The following is a 2,194-nucleotide window of genomic DNA, read 5'->3' on the forward strand; positions in this document are numbered from 1 at the left end:
TTTTTGTGTTTATTTTTATTGGTTGCAATATAAAGGTAAGAATTACCTGTTGTAAGAATAGAATGTTTGGGATCTTATATAAAAAGGTTATGTGAAAAATAGCAATCCAGCTCTTTTTCGCATAACCTTTTGTGTTTTTAAAGGATTTTACAAAAGAAAAAATCTATAATTAAGGTAGTTAACATATATTTTTGATGGGTGTGGGAGATTATGAAAGAAATATGCATGTTATTAGTAGCTGTTATATTATGGGGGACGGCCATTGCCCCAACAAAATGGGCGTTAGAATCTATTCAGCCGTTTACTTTGTTGTTTATTCGTCTTTTCTTTGCAGGTGGAATTTGTGTGCTATTCTCATTTAAGCAACTACAAAAATCAATTGCACATAAAAAAGTTCCATGGAAAAGAATGAGTTTACTAGCTTTTACCGGTGTAGCTGGGTATTTTATGTTTACATCCTACGGCATTTCTTTAACAAGTGGATTACATGTTAGTATCATAGATGCTGCATTACCATTAGTTACAATTCTTTTTTCAGCATTCTTTTTGAAAGAGAAAATTCGATTGAATTATTGGGTAGGAATTATATTGGGTGCTATAGGAGTACTCTTTATTACGATTCCATCTAAAAGTGTTGATCAAGAAGTGTCTTTAATAGGAGATATCCTGATATTATTAAGTACTTTTCTATTTGCTTTCTACACAGTTTTGTTAAAACGACCAAAAAAAGAGCAGTATTTATCAAACAAGGTTTTTACAACATTAACTTTAATTATCGGAGCTGTTATTCTATTACCGTTTGCACTGGTAGAAATTCTTTATTACGGTTTACCAAAGGTTGAAACTTGGAAAACGGGACTTAGTATAATATACCTTGTTATTGGAGCAACAATTTTAGCATATTGGTTTTGGAATAAAGCGCTAGAGAGAGTTTCAGCATCAGTAAGTGGATTGTATTTAAATGCATTACCGCTAATAAGTATTGTTACTTCAATTATTCTATTAAATGAAGCTCTGACATGGAGGGTAATAATAGGAGCAAGTCTAGTTTTAATCGGAGTAGGATGGGCGGATAAGCAAAAATTACATAATTTATTAAAAGGTAATAAGGTGGAGAATAGAGACTGTTAGACAGTGTGGTTTATATAATTAAAATGTTAAAAAGATACCTTATATATGAGGTATCTTTTTATATTTAGCAAAGGTAATAGATGAAATTTAGTATGGGTATTCTTTGCTGTATCTATATGTGTCGAAATCATTTTGAAATATTGTTTGAACGAGCTGTATACATTCAGTGTCATAAAAGCTTTCAAAAGTTGGATGACGGGGAAATAAAGGATCAGTAATATCAGCTTCGCTAAAGTTCCCTTTATAAATCATGGCGGGAGTTTGATGATGCCATGATGTTGAGAACTCATTTATTGGTGCAGTTTTTAATTCGAAACGTCTTTCTAATTCTTTTATTCCCTGATCGAAATTTTCTAAGTATATATAATTGGTCACATATTCTTCTTCACCATCTATATATTGTTGTGCGAAATGCGGGTTAATATTATTTGCATGAGCCTCTTTCATAAATAGATAGTATAGAAATTGTTTAAAGGAGATCCCTTTGGAGGAATTTTCATCTTGATATAAAAATTTTCGGATGGGTTTCCATTCTGGATTCTCTATATAAGGAGGTCCAATTAACGATACGAAAGAACTGACTGCTCTCCTATAAGGATTACGAACAAGTTTAAAAGTTTCTTTTTGTTTTTCTCGTAACGCTACACCTATTCGTACACCATAGGCAGGTGTGCTTTTGTATATATCGTATTCATAATTATGGATGAAAGGACTATAACTTAGAGCTGTTTGTAATAAATTAATCTGGTGAAAGAACCACTTGGCAAGAGAAGTGCAACCGCTTTTTTGACTCCAAAATAGAATGATGGGAAACCTCCTATGATAGTGTGGGCTTCTTGAATGGGCGCTTATGACGTGCAACAAAGAAGGATCGAACAAGTTCTACACTCCTTTCAGTTATTTTACTGATATGTATGAGAAATAAAGAGGGGTTATGAGAGTCTTTTTCATCTTTTTAAAAAAAATGAAAGATTAATATTGACTATTACTATATAGAGGTGTAATATAGAACAAGTCGCCGATGCAATAACGCAGAAGACGATAAACAAAATGAAAAACTTAG

Annotated in this window: 2 protein-coding genes; one reads left to right on the plus strand and one right to left on the minus strand. The window is 32.2% G+C overall.

The genetic code is table 11. The features are described from left to right. Window positions 1-210: 210 nt before the first annotated feature. Complete coding sequence (locus COK05_RS29870; protein ID WP_098615408.1) at window positions 211-1,131, plus strand: DMT family transporter; 921 nt, start codon at window positions 211-213, stop codon at window positions 1,129-1,131. Between the two features lie 87 nt (window positions 1,132-1,218). On the opposite strand, the gene COK05_RS29875 is transcribed toward COK05_RS29870, so the two are convergent. Then, window positions 1,219-2,010, minus strand: a complete 792-nt coding sequence (locus COK05_RS29875) for a sulfotransferase family 2 domain-containing protein (RefSeq protein WP_098615409.1) — start codon at window positions 2,008-2,010, stop codon at window positions 1,219-1,221. Between the last annotated feature and the right edge of the window lie 184 nt (window positions 2,011-2,194).

Source organism: Bacillus cereus, from assembly GCF_002567495.1.
Taxonomy (GTDB): domain Bacteria; phylum Bacillota; class Bacilli; order Bacillales; family Bacillaceae_G; genus Bacillus_A; species Bacillus_A cereus_AQ.